A 19,533-nucleotide genomic window follows, 5' to 3' on the forward strand; every position below is an offset into this window, starting at 1 on the left:
CCCGGCCGGGGGCGCGCCGCGGCCAGACGGGCGCCACCCCGGCCGCCGTGGGGGTGGGGGGGGGGGGGGGGGGCCGCCCCCCCCCCCCCCCCCCCCCCTCCGCCGTTGACGGGGCGAGGAGGTGCGGAGATGACGACGCACGACACCGCCGGCCGACGGCGACCGAGGCTCCCGCGGCCCGACCGGCAGTCCGGTCTGGTCGTGGCGATGACCGTCGCCCTGGCGGCGCTCGCGGTCGTCGTCGGCCTGCCCTACGCCTCGGCCCCCGCCGCCAGTGACACCCTGCAGCTGCCCTGGTGGCTGCTCGCGGCCTGCTTCGCCGCGACGGAGGCGTGCGTCCTCCACATCCAGACCAAGCGCGAGGCGCAGACCGTCTCCATCAGCGAGCTCGCGCTCGTGCTCGGCCTCTTCTACGCCCAGCCGGCCGACCTGCTGCTGGGCCACCTGCTCGGCTCCGCCGCCATCCTGCTGCTGCACCGGCGGTCCTCGGCGCTCAAGACCGTGTGGAACCTGGCCGCCCTGGCCCTGCAGGTGGCCGTCGCGGTCGCCGTGTTCCACGTCGTCGCCGGCGCCCACGGCGAGACCCACTGGCTCGCCTGGCTGGGGGCGTACGCCGGCTGCCTCGGCGCCAACCGCGTGAGCGTGCTCGCCGTGGCCCTCGTGCTGGCCGTGTACGACGGCGGGTTCCGGCCGCTCGCGGTCCTGCGCGACGTCGTCACGGGTGATCCCGCCTCCCCCCTGGTCGTCACCCTGGGCCTCGTCGCGGTCACCAGCCTCGCCGCGGCGCCCGAGGCCGGGGTGCTCCTCCTGGTCATGGGCTGCGGGCTGCTGCTGGGGTACCGGGCCTACGCGGCGCTGTCCGACCGGCACCTCAGCCTCGAGCGGCTGTACCGGTTCACCCAGGCGATCTCCAGCTCCCCGGAGGTGGACGAGGTCCTCGGCAACGTGCTCGCCGAGGCCCGAGACCTCCTGCACGCCGACCGCGCGGAGATCGTCTTCGTCGCCGCGGCCGACGCCGCAGTGGCCCGCGTGCGGCTCGGCGCCAGCGGGCGCCTCTCGCGCTCGGAGGACGCGCGGGGTCCCGAGGACGGGTGGCTCCTGGGCACCGTGGTGACCGACGGCGAACCGCTGCTGCTCCCCCGCGGGACGCGCGAGCAGCCCGCCCGGGGATGGCTGGACGTCCACGGCGCCCGGGACGGGATCGCCGTCCCGCTGCGCGGCGGCGCCGGCGTCCTCGGCGCCCTCGTGGTCACCGACCGGCTCGGCGAGGTGCGCTCCTTCGAGGAGGGCGACGTCCTCCTCCTGGAGACCGTGGCCAACCACGCCAGCGTCGCCCTGCAGAACGGTGAGCTGGTCTCCCAGCTCCGGCACGAGGCGATGCACGATGCGCTCACCGGGCTCCCCAACCGGGCCGCGCTGCAGCGGCGGCTGGGCACCGTCCTCGACGACGTGGCCGACGGCCGCACCACCGGCGCGGCGATCATGATCCTCGACCTGGACGGCTTCAAGGACGTCAACGACACCCTCGGCCACCAGCAGGGCGACCTGCTCCTGATCGAGGTCGGTGAGCGCCTGTGCACGGCCGTCGGCGCCTCCGGGCTGGTGGCCCGGCTGGGCGGCGACGAGTTCGCCGTGCTGCTCGAGGACGCCGACGAGGTCCGTGCCACCTCGATCGGACGGCGCGTCCTCCGGTCGCTGGAGCACCCGATCGCCCTGGAGGGCATGGCGGTCGAGGTCGGCGGCTCCCTCGGCCTGGCTCTGGCCCCCTCCCACGGGAGCGACCCGGCGGTGCTGCTGAAGCGCGCCGACGTCGCCATGTACGCCGCCAAGTCCTCCGGCAGGGGTCTGCAGGCCTACGACGCCGCCCTCGACTCCACCGACGTCAGCCGGCTCTCGCTCGTGGCGGAGCTGCGCACGGCGCTGAGCACCGGCGGGGTGCAGCTCTACGTGCAGCCGCAGGCGCGCACCGGCGACGGCGAGGTCCGCAGCGTGGAGGCGCTGGTGCGCTGGGAGCACCCCGAGCGGGGTCGCATCTCCCCCGACGAGTTCATCCCCGTCGCGGAGCGCAGCGGCCTGATCGGGCCCCTGACGACGCAGGTCCTGGACCAGTCCCTCGCGGCGGTCGCCGACTGGCGCCGCCGGGGGGTGGACCTGAGCATCGCGGTCAACCTGTCCAGCCGCAGCCTCCTCGACGCCGACCTGGTCGACGAGGTGTCCCGGCTCCTGCGCCGGCACACCGTTCCGCCGGACCGGCTGACGCTCGAGGTCACCGAGAGCTCGGTCATGGTCGACCCCGCCCGCGCCACCGCCCTGCTGCACGAGCTGCGGGCGCTCGGAGTCCGCCTCTCGGTCGACGACTTCGGTACCGGCTACTCGTCGCTGTCCTACCTCCAGCGGCTCCCGGTCGACGAGGTCAAGATCGATCGCAGCTTCGTCACCGGACTCCAGGACCGCGGCGGGGACGCCGCCATCGTCCGAGCGATCGTCGACCTCGGCCGACACCTCGGTCTCGAGGTGGTCGCCGAGGGCGTCGAGGACCAGCGGACCTGGGACCTGCTGGCGGACATGGGCTGCCACATCGTCCAGGGGTGGCACCTCGGGCGGCCGATGCCGGCCACCGCCCTCGTCCCGTGGCTGGACGAGCGGCAGTCCGCGCGCCGGCCCTACGCCGGCCTCCGGCTGGCCTGAGCCCGCGAGCCCACGGCACGGCCGGGCCGGTCGCCGGAGGGCTCAGCCGAGGGCCAAGCCGTGCTCGGCCAGCGCCTCGTCGAGGAGGCGCAGCGCCTTCGGACCGACGCCGTGCAGCGCGGCCAGCGACGACCGCGGCACCCCGGTCAGCTGGTCCAGGCGGGTGTAGCCGGCCAGCTCCAGGGCGGCGGTGGCCGGCCGGCCGATGCGCGGCAGGGAGTCCAGCGGCGTCATGCCGCGGAGGCTAGCCCCGGACGGCGCGCACCAGCCCCCGGACCGCGAGCACCGCGGCACCCGCGCCGGCCAGCCACGGCCCGGCGGTGACGAGCGGGTCGAGCACCTGGTGCCGGACGTCGGAGCGCCCGGTCCGGGAGCTCAGCCCGCCGTGGGTGGTCTCCGCGCTCAGCCCCGTCGCGGGCGGCACCGGCCGGCCCGAGACGAGCTGCCGCAGGGTGCTCCCCCACGCGTCGAGACGGTCGCCGACCACCAGCAGCACCCAGTGGGCGAGCCGGCCCTCGCTGAAGCGGGCGTAGGCGAACCGGCGCACCGCCCCGGACACCCCGTGCAGCGGCTGGGCGGTGCCGAACACCGGCGTCACGAAGGCGTGCTCGATCGAGTGCTCGCGGCCCTCGCTGCCGGGCTGCCGCTCGGGGAAGTCCCAGCGGGCGCCGGTGTCGGCCGGGTACTGCAGCTTCGGGTACGACGGCCGGTCGGCGGGGTCGAGGTCGACGCCCCAGCCGGGGATCCGGGCGCGCAGCTCCTCCCGGCTCGGGGTCGGCGTCCGCTTGTCGCGGACGTAGGCACTCGGGATCTCGGACTCGGTCACGGGGAGCTCCTCAGGCCGCGTCGGGGACGATGACCGGCTTGATGCAGCCGTCGAGCTTGCTGGAGAACACGTGGTAGGCCTCGGCGATGTGCTCGAGCGGGAACCGGTGGGTGACCACCTCGCGCGGGGTCAGGTGGCCGTTGCGCACGTGCTCGAACATCCGCGGCCACTGCCGCTTCACCGGCGTCTGGTTCATCCGCAGCGTGAGGCCCTTGTTCAGCGCGTCGCCGAACTTCACCGCGTTCGGGATCGGCCCGTAGGCGCCGACCACCGAGACGGTGCCGCCCTTCCGCACGCCGTCGATCGCCCAGTTCAGCGCCACCGGTGAGCCGCCCTGCAGCTTGAGCTTCGTGCCCGTCACCTGCTGCAGGAAGTTGCCGTCGGCCTCCGCGCCCGCCGCCTCGATGACGACGTCGGCGCCGAGGTGGTCGGTCTGCTTCTTCATCTCGAGGACGACGTCGTCGACCTCGTCGTAGTCCAGCGTCTCGGCGTGGGCCATCGTGCGGGCCTTCTCCAGCCGCTCCTGCAGGTGGTCGACGACGATCACCCGCCCGGCGCCCATCAGCCACGCCGACTGCGCGGCCACCAGCCCGACGGGCCCGGCCCCCAGGACGACGACGGTGTCGCCCTCGGCGATCTCGCCGAGCTGGGCGCCGAAGTAGCCGGTCGCGGCGGCGTCGGTCAGGCAGACGGCGTCCTCGTCGTGCATCCACTCGGGGATCCGCACCGGGCCGACGTCGGCGAAGGGCACGCGCACGAACTGCGACTGGCCGCCGTCGTAGCCGCCGGTGGTGTGCGAGTAGCCGTAGATCGCGCCGACGGCCGTCGCGTTCGGGTTCACGTTGTGGCAGTTGGAGTACAGCCCGCGGGCGCAGAACCAGCACGAGCCGCAGAAGATGTTGAACGGCACCATCACCCGGTCGCCGACCGACAGGTTCTGCACCGACGGGCCGACCTGCTCGACCACCCCGATGAACTCGTGGCCGAAGGTGTGCCCGACCCGGGTGTCCGGCAGCAGCCCGTGGTAGAGGTGCAGGTCGGAGCCGCAGATCGCGGCGAGCGTGACCCGCACGATCGCGTCGTTCGGGTGCTCGATCCTCGGCATGTCCTTGTCCTCGACCCGGACCTTGTACGGGCCTCGGTAGACCATCGCGCGCACGCGGCGCCCCTCTCGCTCGCACCGGGACCGGTCACCGGCGTCCCCGCAGGCGTGCCCGCGGTCCGGAGCCGGGAAACGGGCCGGTCCGTCCGGCCCGGCCCGGCCCGGCGGAAGCCAGGCGGGCCCGGCGGCGTTGCCCGGGCGTGAGCGAGCCGCGGGACGTCGACGTCGTGGTCATCGGCGCGGGCCAGGCCGGCCTGAGCACCGCGTACCACCTGGCCCGGCAGGGGTTCGCCCCCGGCAGCGGCTTCGTCGTCCTCGACGGCGACGCCGCGCCCGGCGGCGCCTGGCAGCACCGCTGGCCCTCGCTCACCCTGGCCACCACGCACCGGGTGCACGAGCTGCCCGGCCTGCCCTTCGAGCCGGCGTCGGAGGACCTCCCCGCCGCCGAGGCCGTGCCCGCCTACTTCGCCGAGTACGAGCGGCGCTTCGCCCTGCCCGTCGAGCGGCCGGTGCGGGTGTCGGCGGTCCGCCGCACGGACGACGGGCGGTTCGCCGTCGAGACCGATCGGGGCACCTGGCGGGCGCGCGGCCTGGTGAACGCCACCGGCACCTGGACCCGCCCGTTCGTCCCCCGCTACCCCGGCCAGGAGACCTTCCGCGGCCGGCAGCTGCACACCGTCGGCTACCGCGGCGCGGAGGAGTTCGCCGGGCGGTCGGTGGTGGTCGTCGGCGGCGGCGCGTCGGCGGTGCAGCTGCTCGGCGAGATCGCGCCCGTCGCCCGCACCACCTGGGTCACCCGACGCCCGCCGGTCTGGCGCGAGGGCCCCTTCGGCGAGGAGCAGGGCCGCGAGGCGGTCGCCCGGGTGGAGGCCGCGGTCCGCGCGGGCCGGATGCCCGGCAGCGTCGTCGGCGTCACCGGGCTCGTGGTCACCCCGTGGGTGCGCCGCGCCCTCGACGACGGCGTCCTCACCCGGCTGCCGGTGTTCGACCGGATCACCCCCGACGGCGTCGCGTGGGACGACGGCCGGACCGTGGCCGCCGACGTGATCCTCTGGGCCACCGGCTTCCGCGCGGCCGTGGGCCACCTGGCCCCGCTGCGGCTGCGCACCCGCGACGGCGTCATCCCGATCGAGGGCACCACCGCCGTCGACGAGCCACGGCTGCAGCTGGTCGGCTACGGCCCGAGCGCGAGCACGATCGGCGCCAACCGGGCCGGCCGGAGCGCGGCGGTGGCACTGCGCCGGCAGCTCGCCGCGGACCTGCCCCGCAGCGCCTGACCGCAGCGCCTGACCGGGTCCTCCCCCGGCGCCGGATGGGGGACGGTCCAGGGTCGGGCCGGGGGTCCTCCCCGATGTGCCCGGCACCCCCGGACCGGGAGGGTCCTCGCCATGACCTCGCAGCCCTCCCTCCCCCGGCGGTGACGCCGTGATCGTCGCCACCGACCTCACCAAGCGCTACGGCGACCGGGTCGCCGTCGACGGCGTCTCCTTCACCGTCCGCCCCGGCCACGTGACCGGCTTCCTCGGCCCGAACGGCGCCGGCAAGTCGACGACGATGCGGATGGTGATCGGCCTGGACCGGCCCACCTCCGGTACGGTCACCGTCGACGGCGCCCGCTACGCCGACTCCCCCGCCCCGCTGCGCGCGGTCGGCGCGCTGCTCGAGGCCCGGGCGCTGCACCCGGGCCGCACCGCCCGCGCGCACCTGCGCTGGCTGGCCGCCAGCAACGGCATCCCGACCAGCCGGGTGGAGGAGGTGCTCGGCCTCGTCGGGCTCGAGGCGGTCGCCGGCCAGCGGGTGGGCCGCTTCTCCCTCGGCATGGGCCAGCGGCTCGGCATCGCCGCGGCGCTGCTCGGCGACCCGCCCGTCGTCGTCCTCGACGAGCCGGTCAACGGCCTCGACCCGGAGGGCATCCGCTGGGTGCGCACCCTCGCCCGCAGCCTCGCCGCCGAGGGCCGCACGGTGCTGGTCTCGAGCCACCTGATGTCGGAGATGGCGCTGACCGCCGACCACCTCGTGGTCATCGGCCGCGGCCGGGTGCTCGCCGACTGCCCGATGCCGCAGTTCATCGCCGAGCACGCGGCGTCCTTCGTCCGGGTGCGCAGCCCCCGCGCCGGGCAGCTCGCCGAGCTGCTGCGCCGCTCCGGGGCCGACGTCACCCGCGACGGCGACGAGCTGCACGTGCAGGGCGTCGACGCCGCCACCACCGGCGAGCTCGCCGCCGGCGCCGGGCTGGCGCTGCACGAGCTCGGCCTCGTCACCTCCTCGCTCGAGGAGGCCTTCATGACCCTGACCGCCGGCAGCGTCGAGTACTCGGCCGCCCGCCCCGCCGCTCCCCAGACCGAGGTGACCCGGTGACCGCACCGACCCTGACCGCGCCCCGCACCGCCGCCGCGCCCGCCCGCGCGGGGCTCGGCCGCGCTCTGCACGCCGAGTGGATCAAGCTCTGGACCGTGCGCTCGACCGGCTGGTCGGTGGCGGCGATGGTCGCCCTCGGCGCCGGCCTGACCACGCTGGTCTGCGCGCTCATCGCCCCCGACCTCGCCTCGGGCGCGGAGAACGAGCCGGTCGGCGCCTTCATCACCTGGGGCCTGCTGTTCGCTCAGGTCACCGCCGTCGTCCTCGGGGCGCTCGCGGTCACCGGCGAGTACGGCACCGGGATGATCCGGGCGACGCTGGCCGCCACCCCGCGCCGCGGCACGGTCCTCGTGGCCAAGGCGGTCGTGCTCAGCGCCGTCCTGTTCGTCGCCGGCGTCGTCACCGCGACGCTCGGCTGGCTCGGCGGCAACGCCTTCCTGTCGGCCGAGGGCATCGGGATCGGCCTGGGCGACGACGGCATGCTGCGCTCGCTGCTGGGCTCCGGGCTCTACATGGCCGGCCTCGGGCTGCTGGCCATGGGCGCCGGGCTGCTGCTGCGCTCGACCGCCGCGGTCGTGTCGGTGGTGCTCGCGGTGGTGTTCCTGGTCGGCAACCTGGTGATGCTGCTGCCGGGCGCGCTCGGCGAGTGGCTGACCAAGCTGATGCCGGGCAACGCGGGCTCGCGGATCGCGATGCCGGAGTCGTTCAACCCGGTGCTGCTCGAGCCGTGGACCGGGTTCGCCGTCTTCGCCGCCGAGGTCGCCGTCGTCCTGGTCGCCGGGGCGCTGGTCTTCACCCGCCGCGACGCCTGAGGGTCCCCGACCCGCCCGTGCTCTGCCCGCGCACCGTGGGCAGAGCACGGGCGTGCACAGTGGAGGGGTGACCTCCCCCGACCCGACCGCCCTCGGCCGCGAGCGCGCCGCCGCCCTGATCGACCGCCTGGAGGCCGGCGACGGCCCCGGCGCCGACGCCGTCCTCGCCGAGGTGGACGAGGTCCGCGACCTGGTCTACGTCGGCGCCGCGCTCACGTCGCTGGCCCGCAGCGAGGGCCGCTCGCTCCCGCCGGCCCAGCGGGCGCAGGCCAACACCCGCCAGCTCAACCTGGGCACCGTCCGCGACGCCGCCCGCAACGACCCCGCCGCCCTGCGGGTGTGGCTGCGCCGCTCGGGCGAGGAGCTGCTCCTGCTGCGGTCGCTGCGCGCAGCGGCCGACTCGATCGCCGGCTGAGGCTCAGGCGGGGACGGGCGCGGTCCGCGGCTCCAGGTGCACCCCGGCGATCATGCAGCGCACCGAGCCGCCGGCCAACTCCACGGTCGGCACCGCGACCGGCAGCAGCCGCGCGGAGGCCTCCACCACCGCCCGCTGCTCCCGCGTCAGGCTCGCCGCCGCCCGGGCCGACAGCGCCAGCACCGGCCCGTCGCTGCCCTGCACCTCCAGGGCGTTGCCGGCGAACTCCCCCACCTGCGCGGCGGTGAGCGGGACGACGGTGCGCCCGCCGTCGGCGAGCCGCGCGGCGAGCCGGGAGCGCTCGGCGGCCGACGGCAGCAGCTCGAGGCCCGCCAGCGCGTACTCGCCGGCCACGCTCATCAGCACGTTGGTGTGGTAGACCGCGCGGCCGCTCGCGTCGACGGCGTCGAACACGACCGCCTCGTAGCCGAACCCGCGGCAGAACCGGTCGAGCGCGACCGGGTCCACCCGCCGCGACCGGGCCACGTAGGCCACCCGCGCGACGTGGTCGAGCACCATCGCCCCGGTCCCCTCGAGGAAGACGCCGTCGTGCTCGAGGCCGGAGAGGTCGACCACCTCGTGCACGCGGTAGGCGGCCTTGAGGAACTCGACGACGTCACCGCGCCGCTCCCGCCGCCGGTTCTCCGCGTACATCGGGAACAGCGCCACCCGCCCGTCGGCGTGGGTGGACAGCCAGTTGTTCGGGAAGACGCTGTCGGGCCGGTCGGGCTCCGGGTCGTCGAACAGGTGCACCCGCACGCCGGCGTCGGTGAGCGCGTCGGCCAGCGCCGTCACCTCGTCGTGGGCCCGGCGGGCGAGCACCGCCGGGTCCTCCCCCACCGCCTCCGCCTGGAAGGCGTTGTCGGCGAGGGTGAGCGGGTTGGGCCGGAAGGCGTGCGGCCGCACCAGGACGACGGCCGCGGGCGCCTGACCGGACGCGCTCACGAACCGATCGGCAGGAGCGCGGTGAGCATGCCGAACAGGTCCTTGGGGTCCTCCGGCTCGGCGACGAGGTCGATGTCGTCGACCCACGGCGTGCCGCGCACCGCGTCGCGGACGTAGCGCAGCGCCGACAGGTCCTCGATCGCGAAGCCGACCGAGTCGAACAGCGTCACCTGCGACGCCGAGGAGCGCCCGGGCCGGCGGCCGGCGACGACCTCCCACAACTCGGTCACCGGGAAGTCGGCCGGCACGGCCTGGATCTCGCCCTCGACGCGGGTCTGCGGCGGGAACTCGACGAACACCTCGACGTCGTCGCGCAGCAGGATCGTCGGGTCGAGCTCGGTCTTGCCGGGGCAGTCGCCGCCGATGGCGTTGAGGTGCATGCCCGGCTCGATCCACTCGTCCTGCAGGACGGTGGCGCGGGCCTTGTCGGCGGTGCAGGTGGTGACGACGTCGGCGCCGCGGACCGCCTCGCGCCCGGAGGCGGCGATCGTCACGTCGAAGCCCAGCGGCGTCAGGTTGCGGGCGAGCTTGGCCATGGCGGCCGGGTCGGTGTCCCAGACCGTGACCTCGGAGATGCCCAGCGCGGCGCGCATCCCGAGCGCCTGGAACTCCGCCTGGCTGCCGGCGCCGATGAGCGCCAGGCGCCGGGAGTCGGGCCGGGCGAGGTGGCGGGCGACCATCGCCGACATGGCGGCCGTGCGCAGCGCCGTCAGCAGGGTCATCTCGGCGAGGAAGACCGGGTAGCCGTTGTGCACGTCGGCCAGGGCGCCGAACGCGGAGACGGTCTGGTAGCCGCGGGCGGGGTTGCTCGGGTGCCCGTTGACGTACTTGAAGGCGTAGGTCTCGCCGTCGCTGGTGGGCATGAGCTCGATGACGCCGAACGGCGTGTGGCTGCCGACCCGGGCGATCTTGTCGAAGGACTCCCAGCGGGCGAAGTCCTGCTCGATGTACCGGGAGATGCCGTCGATGATCCGCTCGGGCCCGGTCTCGGCCGTCCAGCGGACCATGTTGCGCACGTCGACGAAGAGCGTCATGCGCAGAAGGTAGGGCTGGGCGATCTGCACACACAATGAGCGATGAGCGCGCGTTGTGCGCAGACTCTGGTCAGTCTGCGGTGATCACTCGTACATTCTGTACATGGCGGACCTGAGCGAGCTCGACCGGCGCCTCCTCTCGGCCCTCCGGGAGGACGGCCGGGCCCCGGTGGCCGAGCTCGCGCGCCGGCTCGGCGTCACCCGCGCGACCGTGACCAGCCACCTCGACCGGCTCGTCGCCGAGGACGTCATCGTCGGGTTCACCGTCCGGGTGCGCGACGAGGCGACGGCCGGCGGGGTCCGCGGGGTCTCGCTCATCGAGGTCGAGGGCCGCTCCACCGACGAGGTGATCCGGCGGCTGCGCGGCTTCCCGGAGATCGAGTCGATGCACTCGACCAACGGGGCGTGGGACCTCGTCGCCGAGCACCGGACCGCCGACCTCGTCGAGTTCGACCGGCTGCTCAACCGCATGCGGTCGGTGCCCGGGGTGATCAACAGCCAGACGAGCCTGCTGCTGACCTCCGTGCTGCGCTGAGCGCTCAGGCCCGGGTGGCCCCCCGGGCCAACGGCAGGCCCACCACCAGCACGCCGGCCACCAGCACGTAGCTCCACGGCAGCCCGACGCCGGCCGCGAGCAGGCCGAGCGCCAGCGCGCCGACCGCGGTGCCGGCGTCGAAGGAGGCGTTCCACATCGCGCTCGCCGCCGTCGACCCGCCCTCCCCGGCCCGGGCGAAGGCGGTGACCAGCGTCAGGTTCTGCACCGCGCCGTAACCCGCGCCGAACACCGCCGCCCCGGCCAGCACCCACCCCGCGCCGGCGCCGAGGCCCAGCGCCACCAGCGCCAGCCCGGCCGCGGCGACGAGCAGCCCCGCCGGCAGCAGCAGGCGGGTGCCCACCCGGTCGGCGAGCAGGCCCGCCCGCCAGCGGGTGACCGCGCCGGTCGCGCCGAAGACCAGCAGCGCCGCCGTCGCGAGGACGCCGTCGGGCCGCTCGATCGGCAGGAAGGTCACCAGGCCGCCGCCGGCGAGGGTGACCAGCAGCAGCACCGCCGACGGCGCCAGGGCCGCGCGGACGGCGGCCCGCGAGGACCCGCCGGCGGCGCCCTGCCAGTGCACCGACCGGGCGAGCACCGGCACCAGCGGCAGCGCCAGCACCGGGGAGGCCGACAGCCACGCGAGCCAGCCGGCGTGACCGTCCAGGACGAGCGCCGCGCCCGCGGGCACCGCCAGCAGGTTGGGCACCGCGATCGCCAGCCCGTACAGGCCGATCGACTCCCCGCGCCGCTCGGCCGGGGCCACCTGGGCGGCGAGCACCGCCCCGAGCACGGTGAGCACCGCGAAGCCGGCGCCGCGCACCGCCGAGACGGCCGACAGCCACGCGACCCCGTCGTCGACGGCGTACAGCGGCGAGGGCGCGCCCAGCGCGACCAGCCCGGCCGCCAGCACGGGCCCGAGGCCGAGGCGGGCGGTGAGCGCGGGGACGACCGCCTGCACGGCGATCGTGACGACGAGGAAGACGGCGGTGACGACGCCCGCGGTGTCCGGGGAGGCGCCGCCGGCCACCGCGTACGCGGGCAGCGAGGCCAGCGTCAGGCAGTAGCTGACGAACCCGAGCGTCGTGGCGCCCACGAGCGCCCGCATCGCCGGGAGCCGCCACAGCGACGCCCGCTCCGTCGTGCCCGGTGCCACCGCGCTCCCCCTCCGCGGGCGACCTCGCCCGGCGGCCCAGCATGACCGCCCTCCCGGCGGCGGCCGGGTAGGGGGTGCCCGTGCTGCTCACCGTGGGCCACGGCCCCGACGACCGCGACCGCCTCCGCGCCCGCCTCACCGCGGCCGGGGTGGCCGCGCTGGTCGACGTCCGCCGCTACCCGGGCAGCCGCGGCAACCCCGACGTCCGGCGGGAGGCGCTCGAGGAGTGGCTGCCCGCGGCGGGGATCGGCTACCGCTGGGAGCAGCGGCTCGGCGGGCGGCGCCGGCTGCCGCCGGGCGAGCCGGTCGCCGACGGCTGGTGGACCGTCGCGCAGTTCGCCGCGTACGCCGCGCACACCCGGACCGCGGAGTTCGCTGCGGCGCTCGACGAGGTGCTCGCCGAGGCGGCGACGGCGACGGTCGCGGTCATGTGCAGCGAGAGCGTGTGGTGGCGCTGCCACCGGCGGCTGGTCGCCGACGTCGCCGTCCTGGCCCGGGGCGTCCCGGTGCACCACCTCGTGCCCGACGGCAGGCTCGCCCCGCACCACCCGTCGGAGGGGGCGGTGCGGGGCGGGGACGGCCTGGTCCGCTGGCCGGCTCGGTGACGTGCTGGAACGGCCCTCCCGCAGGGACCCGCCGCGAGCGTGCGAGCGGTGGGGGGCGGGAGGGTCCTCAATCCATGTGCGGGTAGCGGTGGTCGGTCGGCGGGGCGAACGTCTCCTTGATCGAGCGGGTCGACGTCCAGCGCTGCAGGTTCTGTGCCGCGCCGGCCTTGTCGTTGGTGCCCGAGGCCCGGCCGCCGCCGAAGGGCTGCTGGCCGACGACGGCGCCGGTCGGCTTGTCGTTGACGTAGAAGTTGCCCGCCGCGAACCGCAGGACCCGCTGGGCGTGGGCGATCGCCGCCCGGTCCTGGGCGATCACCGCGCCGGTCAGCGCGTACGGCGCCACCGACTCCATCTGGGTGAGCACCGCGTCGTAGTCGGCGTCGTCGTAGACGTGCACCGCCAGCACCGGCCCGAAGTACTCGGTGGTGAACACCTCGTGCCCGGGGTCGCTGCCCTCGATGATCGTCGGGCGGACGAAGAAGCCCTCGGAGTCGTCCTTCTGACCGCCGGCGACGATCGACAGCGCGGGGTCGTCGTCGACCCGGTCGATGACGCCGGAGAGCTTCGAGAACGACTTCCGGTCGATGACCGCGCCCATGAAGTGGGACAGGTCGGTGACGTCGCCCATGGTCAGCGACTCGGTGGTGGCCACCAGGTCGTCGCGCAGCCGCGTCCACACCGACCGCGGCACGTAGGCGCGGGAGGCCGCGGAGCACTTCTGCCCCTGGTACTCGAACGCCCCGCGGACCAGAGCGGTGCGCAGCACGTCGACGTCGGCCGAGGGGTGGGCGACGACGAAGTCCTTGCCGCCGGTCTCCCCCACGATGCGCGGGTAGCCGCGGTAGCCCGCGATGTTCTCCCCCACCGTGCGCCACAGGTGCTGGAAGACCGCCGTCGAGCCCGTGAAGTGGATGCCGGCCAGGTCCCGGTCGGCCAGCGCGACGTCGGAGACGGCGACCCCGTCGCCGGTCACCATGCTGATGACGCCCGGGGGCAGCCCCGCCTCCTCCAGCAGCCGCATGAGGAAGTGCGCCGCGAACTGCTGGGTGGGCGCGGGCTTCCACACGACGGTGTTGCCCATGAGCGCCGGCGCGGTGGGCAGGTTGCCGGCGATCGCGGTGAAGTTGAACGGGGTGACCGCGTAGACGAAGCCCTCCAGCGGCCGGTGGTCGCTGCGGTTCCACACCCCCGGCGACGACTCCGGCTGCGCGGACAGGACCTCCCGGGCGAAGTGCACGTTCCAGCGCCAGAAGTCCACGAGCTCGCACGCCGAGTCGATCTCCGCCTGGTGGGCGGTCTTCGACTGGCCGAGCATCGTGGCCGCGTTCAGCGTCTGCCGCCACGGCCCGGCCAGCAGCTCGGCCGCCTTGAGGAAGACCGCGGCGCGGTCGTCGAAGGACAGGTCGCGCCAGGCCGGCGCGGCGGCCTTGGCGGTGGCCACGGCCTCCTCGGCATCGGCGTGGGTGGCGTGCGCGGCGGTGCCGAGGACGGCGGCGTGCCGGTGCGGCTGGACGACGTCGAAGCGCTCACCGCCGGCCATCCGCTGCTTGTCGCCGATGGTGAGGGTCAGCTCGAGCGGCTCGGCGGCGAGCTCCGCCAGCCGGGTCTCGAGCGCGGCGCGCTCGGGCGAGCCTGGCGCGTAGGTGAGCACCGGCTCGTTGCGCGGCGCGGGGACGCGGGTGGTGCCGTCCATGAGGGGCCTCCGGTTCGGGTCAGCGGGAGACGAGGGCGCGCAGGAAGAAGCGCAGGTTGGCCGGGCGCTCGGCGATCCGGCGGGTGAAGTAGCCGTACCAGTCGCGGCCGTAGGGGACGTAGGCCCGCACGCGGGTGCCCGACGCGGCCAGCCGCTGCTGCTCGTCGGTCCGGATGCCGTGGAGCATCTGCACCTCCCAGGAGTCCCGGGTGCGGCCGTACTCGGCGGCCAGGCGGTGCGCGAGGTCGACCATCGCGGGGTCGTGGCTGCCGACCATCGGGTACCCGGGGCCGCGCATGAGCACGCCCAGGCAGCGGGCGTAGGCGGCGTCGACGTCGCGGCGGCCCTGGTGGGCGGCCGACGGCGGTTCGTCGTAGGCGCCCTTGACCAGCCGCACCCGGGAGCCGGGCGTGGCCAGCGCCTGGACGTCGTCCTCGGTGCGGTGCAGCGCGGCCTGCAGGACGGCCCCGGTCCGCGGGTGGTCGCGGCGCAGCTCGGTGAGGACAGCGAGGGTCGAGTCGACCGTCGTGGAGTCCTCCATGTCGAGGGTGACCGTGGTGCCGATCGCCGCGGCCGCCTCCACCACGGGGCGCACCAGGTCCAGGGCGAGGTCGTGTCCGCCGGGCAGCGCCTGCCCGAACGCCGACAGCTTCACCGACACCTCGGCGTCGGGGCCGAGGTCCAGAGGCGCGAGGCCCTCGAGCAGGGCGAGGTAGGCGTCCCGGGAGGCGCGCGCCTCGTCGGGCCCGGTCACGTCCTCGCCGAGGTGGTCCAGCGTGACCGCGATGCCCTCGCCGGTCAGCCGGCGGACCACCGCGAGTGCCTCGGGCAGCGTCTCGCCGGCCACGAACCGCTCGACCACCCGCCGGGTCACCGGCGTCCCCACCAGCGCCCGGCGCAGCGCCGGGCGCCGCGAGGCGCCCAGCAGGACCGTCTTCGTCGTCAGCACCCGCATCCCTCCGTCGGCGTCACGGGCGACGCTAGGGACGGCCGGGCCGCCCTGCCAGGGACAGACGTACGGCGCCGTCTCATACAGTCGTATGGTGCGCGACGACCTGCAGGACGTGGTCGACGAGGTGGCGCGGCTGCTCGCCGCCCCCGCGACGCTCGAGGACGTCGACTTCACGCTGGTCGCCTACGCCGCGCACCCGCTGGAGGACGGGGACGTCCCCGCGATGGACGCCGTCCGCACCCGCTCGATCCTCGGCCGCGGCTCCACCCCGGCCACCCGCCGGTGGTTCGAGGACCTGGGCATCACCCGCGCGCGGGGACCGCTGCGCACGCCGGCCGACCCGGGCGCCGGGATCCTCACCCGCCTGCTGCTGCCGGCCCGGCACGGCGACCGCACGCTCGGCTACCTGTGGCTGCTCGACGGCGGCCGCACCGACCCCGCCGACGACGCCGACCCGGCGCTGGCCGCCGCGGTGGCGCTGGCCGCCCGAGCCGGGGAGCTGCTGGCCCGCCGCCAGGAGGAGGACGACGACGGCGCCGCGCTGGCCGCCCTGCTCGGTGGCCCCGCGGCCGGGCGCGAGCGGGCCGCGGCCGTCCTCGCCGCCCGGTTCGACGGCGCGGGCGTGGCCCTGGTCGCGCTGCGCCCGGCCGGAGGGACGCCGCCCCCGGGCTGGCGCCCGCCCGCGGGCGCGGCGGTGGTGGGCGACGAGGTCGCCGTCGCCGTCCGGCTGCCGCGCCCCGCCGACCCGCGCCCGGCCGGGGCCGCCGCGGCCGCCGCGCTGGCCCGGCTGCCCGCCGGCAGCAGCGCCGGGGTGGCCGAGCCCGCGACCGCCGTCGCCGACCTGCCCGGGCGGTGGGCGCAGGCCCGGTCGGCCGCCGCGGTCGCCGCCGTCGTGCCGGGGCTGGCGCCGGTGGCCTCCTGGGCCGAGCTCGGCGGCTGGCGCACGGCGGCGGCACTGCCCGCGCCCGACCCCGCCGTCGCGCCGCTGCTGGCCGAGCCCGCGCTCGCGGCCACCGCCGAGGCCTACCTCGACACCGCCGGCAGCGTGGCCCGGACGTCGGCCGCGCTGGGCATCCACCGGCAGACGCTGTACTACCGGCTGGGCCGGATCACCGCGCTGACCGGGCTCGACCTCGCCGACGGCGACACCCGCCTGCTGGTCCACGCCTCGCTGCGGCGGGCCCGGCTGCCCTGAGGCTCAGCGGCGGGACAGCCGGCGCTCGGCGGAGGCCAGCACGCGGGGTACCAGGCGGCGGTGCACGGCCGACAGCGGCGGAGGCTGACCGGGGACACCCGGGATGGTTGCGGAACACACCCGTCTCGCCGCGACGGCGTCGGAGGCCTGGCCTACCCTCGGGTGGCTGATGGCTGCGGGAGGAGAGGCGTTGCCTCGAGACGCGGGCGGCGCCGGCGACGTCCTCCGGGACCTGCGCACGGCCACCGCCGTGGAGCACGAGCAGGTGGAGACCACCCTCGGGCTGATGGACCACGACCTGGACCCCGGCCGGCTGGCCGGCGTCCTGGGGCTGCTGCACGCCTTCTGGCACGCCGCCGAGGAGGGCCTCGACGCCTGGGCGGCGGCCCACCCCGCCGACGCCGCGGCCCTGCAGTGGGAGCGGCGGCGCCGCGCCGGCGTCTACGCCGCCGACCTCGCCGCGCTGGGCGCCCTGCCCGCCGACGGCGCCCGGCCCCAGCTGCCCGCCGTGCCCGACACCGACGCCGCGCTGGGCCGGATGTACGTGCTCGAGGGCTCCACGCTCGGCGGCACGTTCATCGACCGGCACCTGGCCACGCTCCCCGGCCTGGCCGGCGGCCCGCGGCTCCGCGCGTTCAGCCCCTACGGCGAGGACACCGGCGCGATGTGGGCGGCCTTCCGCCGCTTCACCCGGGCCCACGTCGAGGACGGCGGCGACGCCGGCCGCGTCGTGGCCGCCGCCCGCTCGACCTTCGCCGCCCTCGCCGACTGGTGCGCCCCGGCCGCCCGGCCGCAGGGGGCACCCGCGTGACCGACGTCGACGCCACGTCGGGGGCGGACACCGCCGGGGCGGACGTCGCCTGGCTGGCCCCGGGGGAGCCGGTCGACCTCGACAACTGCGCCCGCGAGCCGATCCACGTCCCGGGCAGCGTCCAGCCGCGCGGCGTGCTGCTGGCCGTCAGCGAGCCCGACCTCGTCGTCGTGCAGGCCTCGGAGAACCTCGCCGGGCTGACCGGGGTGGTCTGGTCCGACGCGCTGGGCCGGCCGCTGGCCGACGTCCTCGGCGTGGCGCCGAGCGAGGCGGTCGTCCGCTCGGCCAGCGCCTTCGGCGACCTGCGCGAGCGCAACCCGGTCGAGGTGACCCTCGACGTCGACGGCGACCCCGTCCCGGTCGACGCGATCCTGCACCGCGCCGTCCTCGGCGGCGCCCGCGACGGGCACGGCCAGCCGGTCGACGGCGAGCCGCCGCTGACCAACCTCGTGGTGGAGCTGGAGCCCGCCCGCGGGCCGCGGCCGTTCTCCTTCCCGAACACCTACCAGGCGGTGCGCGGCACGGTCACCGAGCTCAACCGGGCGAGCAGCCTGCAGGACCTCTACGACATCACCGCCCGCGCCGTCCGGGCCCTCACCGGCTTCGACCGCGTGATGGTCTACCGCTACGACGCCGACTACAACGGCGAGGTCGTGGCCGAGGCGAAGGCCGAGGGCCTCAACTCCTTCCTCGGCCTGCACTACCCCGCCTCCGACATCCCGGCGCAGGCACGGGCGCTGTACGAGAAGAACTGGCTGCGGCTGATCAGCGACGTCGACTACGAGCCGAGCCGCATCCAGCCGGTCGCGCACCCGGCCACCGGGCAGCCGCTGGACCTGACCTACTCGACGCTGCGCAGCGTCTCGCCCATCCACGTCGAGTACCTGCAGAACATGGGCGTGCGCGCCTCGATGTCGATCTCGCTGCTGCAGGACGACCGGCTGTGGGGGCTCATCGCCTGCCACCACTACGCCGGCCCCCACCAGCCACCGTTCGCCACCCGCGCGGCCGCGGAGTTCCTCGGCTCGACGCTGTCGCTGCGGCTGGTCGACCGCACGGCCGAGGACGAGGTGCACCGGGCGCTGCAGGTGCGCTCGACGATGGCCTGGCTGACCGCCGCCACCCTCGACGAGGACCGCCCGCTCGCCGACACGCTCCTGGGCGGCACGAGCCTGCTCGACGTGCTGCCCGCCGACGGCGTCACCGTCTGCCTGCAGGGCAGCAGCGGGACCAAGGGCGCGGCCCTGCCGGACGACGTCGCCGAGCGCGTGGTGGCCTGGGCGGCCGCGCGCGGCGAGGAGCTCGTCGCCACCGACGCGCTCCAGCAGGACGCCCCGCACCTCGGCGTCCCGGTCGACGTCGTCGCCGGCGTCCTGGTGCTGCCGCTGCCGGAGGGCCAGTACGTGCTGTGGCACCGCCGCGAGGCCGTGCGGCACGTCGACTGGGGCGGCGACCCGCACAACAAGGCCATCGCCGAGCGCGAGGGCGACGACGTGCGGCTGAGCCCCCGCAAGAGCTTCGACCGCTGGCGGGAGACGGTGCGGGAGCGCTCGCAGCCGTGGACGCCGCAGGAGCGCGGCGAGGTCCTGCAGCTGCGCGGTCACCTGCTCGAGGCGCTCTACGCCCGCTCGCGCAGCATCGTGCGCGCCGCCGAGACGCTGCAGCGCAGCCTGCTGTCCGACCCCACGACCACCGACGGTCTCGAGGTCGCGGTGCGCTACGTGCCGGCCACCCGCGAGGCCCAGGTCGGCGGCGACTGGTACGACGTCTTCGGCCAGCCCGACGGCTCGACGATGCTGGTCATCGGTGACGTCGTCGGCCACGACGTGCAGGCCGCGGCGTGCATGGCGCAGCTGCGCGGGCTGCTGCGCGGCATCGCCTACGACAACGGCGACAGCCCGGCGCGGGTGCTCACCCGGCTCGACGCCGCGATCGAGGGCCTGGACCTGCGCGCGATGGCGACCGTGCTGGTGGCCCGGCTCTCGCCGTCCGACGGCGGCGGGGCGACGCTGCGCTGGTCGAGCGCGGGCCACCTGCCGCCGGTGACCACCGGCCCCGACGGCACCGCCCGCACGCTCACCGGCGGCCGGCCCGGGCTCCTGCTGGGCGTGGACCCCGCGGCCACCCGGGTCGACGCCGAGGTGCGGCTCGAGGCCGGCTCGACGCTGCTGCTCTACACCGACGGGCTCGTCGAGCGCCGCGACGAGGGCTTCGACGACGGCATCGACCGCCTCGGCCGGGCCCTCGCCGACCTGCGGGATGCCTCCGTCGAGGAGGTCAGCGACGAGGTGCTCGACCGGCTGGTGCCCGAGGGCGCCGAGGACGACGTCGCCCTCGTGGCGGTCCGCCTCCGGAGCTGACGGGCCGGCCGGCGCAGGTCCCCCCGGGCCGGCCGGCCCCGCCGGTCAC

18 protein-coding genes are annotated in these 19,533 nt (G+C 76.2%); 10 read left to right on the forward strand and 8 right to left on the reverse strand.

Annotation, left to right across the window (positions count from 1 at the left end):
- Window positions 1–129: 129 nt before the first annotated feature.
- Window positions 130–2,688: a putative bifunctional diguanylate cyclase/phosphodiesterase gene (locus ACI79X_RS11305; RefSeq protein WP_457025495.1), complete on the forward strand. Its 2,559-nt coding sequence runs from the start codon at window positions 130–132 to the stop codon at window positions 2,686–2,688.
- Window positions 2,689–2,730: 42 nt separating this feature from the next.
- Here ACI79X_RS11305 and ACI79X_RS11310 read toward each other — a convergent pair whose 3' ends face one another.
- Genes ACI79X_RS11310 through ACI79X_RS11320 form a run of 3 tightly spaced genes read right to left on the reverse strand, consistent with a single transcriptional unit; the run spans window position 2,731 to window position 4,664 of the window.
- Window positions 2,731–2,922, reverse strand: a complete 192-nt coding sequence (locus ACI79X_RS11310) for a DNA-binding protein (RefSeq protein ID WP_457025496.1) — start codon at window positions 2,920–2,922, stop codon at window positions 2,731–2,733.
- A gap of 10 nt (window positions 2,923–2,932) precedes the next feature.
- A complete protein-coding gene (locus tag ACI79X_RS11315) occupies window positions 2,933–3,514 on the reverse strand; it encodes a hypothetical protein (protein WP_457025497.1) in 582 nt (193 codons plus the stop codon).
- Between the two features lie 10 nt (window positions 3,515–3,524).
- A complete protein-coding gene (locus ACI79X_RS11320; protein ID WP_457025631.1) occupies window positions 3,525–4,664 on the reverse strand; it encodes a zinc-dependent alcohol dehydrogenase in 1,140 nt (379 codons plus the stop codon).
- Between the two features lie 152 nt (window positions 4,665–4,816).
- Here ACI79X_RS11320 and ACI79X_RS11325 point away from each other — a divergent pair, with 152 nt between their 5' ends.
- The 4 genes from ACI79X_RS11325 (at window position 4,817) to ACI79X_RS11340 (ending at window position 8,201) form a co-directional block, all read left to right on the forward strand.
- Window positions 4,817–5,893 carry an FAD-dependent oxidoreductase gene (locus ACI79X_RS11325; RefSeq protein ID WP_457025498.1) on the forward strand — a complete coding sequence of 359 codons (1,077 nt, stop codon included), beginning with the start codon at window positions 4,817–4,819 and terminating at the stop codon, window positions 5,891–5,893.
- Between the two features lie 148 nt (window positions 5,894–6,041).
- Window positions 6,042–6,974, forward strand: coding sequence for an ABC transporter ATP-binding protein (locus tag ACI79X_RS11330; RefSeq protein WP_457025499.1), 933 nt, complete (start codon window positions 6,042–6,044; stop codon window positions 6,972–6,974).
- On the forward strand, window positions 6,971–7,786 hold the full coding sequence (locus tag ACI79X_RS11335; protein WP_457025500.1) for an ABC transporter permease subunit: 816 nt from the start codon (window positions 6,971–6,973) through the stop codon (window positions 7,784–7,786). Before ACI79X_RS11330 ends, ACI79X_RS11335 begins: the two co-directional genes overlap by 4 nt.
- Before the next feature lie 67 nt (window positions 7,787–7,853).
- A complete protein-coding gene (locus ACI79X_RS11340) occupies window positions 7,854–8,201 on the forward strand; it encodes a hypothetical protein (protein WP_457025501.1) in 348 nt (115 codons plus the stop codon).
- Between the two features lie 3 nt (window positions 8,202–8,204).
- Here ACI79X_RS11340 and ctlX read toward each other — a convergent pair whose 3' ends face one another.
- Complete coding sequence (ctlX, locus tag ACI79X_RS11345) at window positions 8,205–9,146, reverse strand: citrulline utilization hydrolase CtlX (protein ID WP_457025502.1); 942 nt, start codon at window positions 9,144–9,146, stop codon at window positions 8,205–8,207.
- On the reverse strand, window positions 9,143–10,180 hold the full coding sequence (locus ACI79X_RS11350) for an ornithine cyclodeaminase (protein WP_457025503.1): 1,038 nt from the start codon (window positions 10,178–10,180) through the stop codon (window positions 9,143–9,145). Before ACI79X_RS11350 ends, ctlX begins: the two co-directional genes overlap by 4 nt.
- A gap of 103 nt (window positions 10,181–10,283) precedes the next feature.
- Here ACI79X_RS11350 and ACI79X_RS11355 point away from each other — a divergent pair, with 103 nt between their 5' ends.
- A complete protein-coding gene (locus ACI79X_RS11355; protein ID WP_457025504.1) occupies window positions 10,284–10,715 on the forward strand; it encodes an Lrp/AsnC family transcriptional regulator in 432 nt (143 codons plus the stop codon).
- 4 nt (window positions 10,716–10,719) lie between these two features.
- Here ACI79X_RS11355 and ACI79X_RS11360 read toward each other — a convergent pair whose 3' ends face one another.
- Window positions 10,720–11,868, reverse strand: coding sequence for an MFS transporter (locus ACI79X_RS11360; protein WP_457025505.1), 1,149 nt, complete (start codon window positions 11,866–11,868; stop codon window positions 10,720–10,722).
- 80 nt (window positions 11,869–11,948) lie between these two features.
- Between ACI79X_RS11360 and ACI79X_RS11365 the strand changes: the two genes are divergently transcribed.
- Entirely contained in the window at window positions 11,949–12,473 is a 525-nt protein-coding gene (locus ACI79X_RS11365) for a DUF488 domain-containing protein (RefSeq protein ID WP_457025506.1), read from the forward strand.
- 67 nt (window positions 12,474–12,540) lie between these two features.
- Here the strand turns inward: ACI79X_RS11365 and pruA are convergent, their stop codons facing one another.
- Both pruA and ACI79X_RS11375 read right to left on the reverse strand, forming a co-directional pair.
- A complete protein-coding gene (gene pruA / locus ACI79X_RS11370) occupies window positions 12,541–14,166 on the reverse strand; it encodes an L-glutamate gamma-semialdehyde dehydrogenase (protein WP_457025507.1) in 1,626 nt (541 codons plus the stop codon).
- Between the two features lie 19 nt (window positions 14,167–14,185).
- A complete protein-coding gene (locus ACI79X_RS11375; protein WP_457025508.1) occupies window positions 14,186–15,115 on the reverse strand; it encodes a proline dehydrogenase family protein in 930 nt (309 codons plus the stop codon).
- A gap of 91 nt (window positions 15,116–15,206) precedes the next feature.
- Here ACI79X_RS11375 and ACI79X_RS11380 point away from each other — a divergent pair, with 91 nt between their 5' ends.
- The 3 genes from ACI79X_RS11380 (at window position 15,207) to ACI79X_RS11390 (ending at window position 19,484) form a co-directional block, all read left to right on the forward strand.
- On the forward strand, window positions 15,207–16,313 hold the full coding sequence (locus tag ACI79X_RS11380; RefSeq protein ID WP_457025509.1) for a helix-turn-helix domain-containing protein: 1,107 nt from the start codon (window positions 15,207–15,209) through the stop codon (window positions 16,311–16,313).
- A gap of 190 nt (window positions 16,314–16,503) precedes the next feature.
- Complete coding sequence (locus ACI79X_RS11385; RefSeq protein ID WP_457025510.1) at window positions 16,504–17,124, forward strand: biliverdin-producing heme oxygenase; 621 nt, start codon at window positions 16,504–16,506, stop codon at window positions 17,122–17,124.
- Entirely contained in the window at window positions 17,121–19,484 is a 2,364-nt protein-coding gene (locus ACI79X_RS11390; RefSeq protein ID WP_457025511.1) for a SpoIIE family protein phosphatase, read from the forward strand. Before ACI79X_RS11385 ends, ACI79X_RS11390 begins: the two co-directional genes overlap by 4 nt.
- Window positions 19,485–19,533: the final 49 nt, after the last annotated feature.

Source organism: Geodermatophilus sp. SYSU D01119 (assembly GCF_054049975.1).